This is a genomic window from Microcoleus sp. (assembly GCF_049646505.1).
Lineage (GTDB): Bacteria > Cyanobacteriota > Cyanobacteriia > Cyanobacteriales > Microcoleaceae > Microcoleus.
The window spans coordinates 1-1,676 of sequence record NZ_JBARVX010000116.1; the positions used below are offsets into that span (position 1 = coordinate 1).

Below are 1,676 nucleotides of genomic sequence, written 5' to 3' on the forward strand. Positions count from 1 at the left end.
CAATTAATACTGTAAGAAATCTCAAGAGCGATCGAATCATAGCTATTGGTAGTTAAAGCTGTACTCAACATATTATATACACCTAAAATGGTTGATGTGTTGATTGCAACTACACTCGTTCTAGTCATTCGACATGATTTTGAGGGAAGCGTTCGATCGGGGCAACATCAAGGGCGCGAGTATCCACAGTACACAACGTATTAAATTAAACTCAGATTGCATACTTAAGCTGTTCGGCATTTAAAAGAGGATACTAAGGTGCGGAGCGTACATAAATATTTCCCCGATATAGCAAAGCAAGTGTTCTAGCTGACGCACCCTACCTCTGTCGTTATTGGTTTAAATGCGCCACAGCTTAATATTTTTTTACATAGTTGTGAATTTTCCTATTTACCTACTTGCGCCGAGCGTCCCCAACCATTGCCCCACAAGCAACGCAGGCTTATATTTTGCTCGCGTAAATATTTCGGAAAAATGCTAATTTTTACCTTAATTTGACTGCTCGTGCATTTTTGTGTTCGCCGATCCTTGAACAAATTCAATAAAACACCTAATATAGAAAAAACATTCAATTGTATGTAATTAATGATTGTACGAGGGGTAATGCCAAAATGATAGATAATTGACGAACTTTCATGGAGTTTAAGTAGATGAGCGGTAAAATATATAAGTGTGTCTAAAGCGAGGGTCACTCAGTGAAATGAAGCTAAGCCCTTCGGGCAGGCTTCGCCAACGCAACGATCTCGGCTGCTTTACATTCTGTTACGTAGAAGAGCTTATTGTGCGCCTACCTACTTATACGGTCGCGCCAAATTCAAGATTTTTGACAGTACACCTATATACGCTCTATTTTTTCAAAGAAAGTAACCCAAAATATCCCCACAAAATCAAGGAAAAAAATGAATACTGGTTGTGAATTAAGAGATGTTGATGGCAAAGGAGAAGGAGTATTTGCCACCCGAATATTTAAACCTGGTGAAACAGTTATGGTTGGCAGAATTGAGAAAATATTGGACAAAAATAACTCTCATGCTTCGCAAATAGGCCAGAATAAATATGCTCTCCATGCTGGGCTTATATCTAAAGTCAACCACTCTTGCGCTCCTAATTGTGGCATCAGAGTCAATGAAACAGGTGGTCATGATTTTGTAGCAATCAAAAACATTGGTGATGAGGAAGAACTCACTTTTGATTATGCGATGAGAAACTACTCTGTTAATTATTTTCCACCCAAGTGTATGTGTGGCTCGAAAGAATGTCGGGGTAGAGTTACTGGTTGGAAAGATTTGTCAGCAGTCAGGAAAAAGGATTATGAAGGGTTTATCGCGCCTTACCTTCTCGAACTCGATCTGCAGGAATTAGTCAAGCAGTAAGATTTTTTGCATGGATTCAGTAATGCGAGTATAGCAGTCCTAAATCAGTCGTAAATCGATCGAGACCAGAATCTTTTTTTTAGTAGCCCAAAACATCCCACAAAATTTAAGTCCCGGTAGGCGCGATCGGACCGAAAAATGTGAACTTATGAAAAAACGCTTGCTAATTTTGGGCGGAACGGGGGATGCTGCTAAACTGGCTGCCAGAGCGTCTCTAATCGCCGATGTTGAGGTGGTTTCTTCGCTAGCAGGACGCACTCAACAGCCTTTTACTCCAAAAACGGGTACGGTGCGAGTTGGGGG

2 protein-coding genes are annotated in these 1,676 nt (G+C 40.6%); both read left to right on the plus strand.

Annotated elements, in window-relative coordinates; all coding sequences use genetic code 11:
* Positions 1–899: 899 nt before the first annotated feature.
* Entirely contained in the window at positions 900–1,373 is a 474-nt protein-coding gene (locus WBA89_RS06840; RefSeq protein ID WP_424405013.1) for an SET domain-containing protein-lysine N-methyltransferase, read from the plus strand.
* Between the two features lie 148 nt (positions 1,374–1,521).
* Positions 1,522–1,676: precorrin-6A/cobalt-precorrin-6A reductase (locus WBA89_RS06845; protein ID WP_424405015.1), on the plus strand; the 155-nt coding region annotated here is incomplete at its 3' end.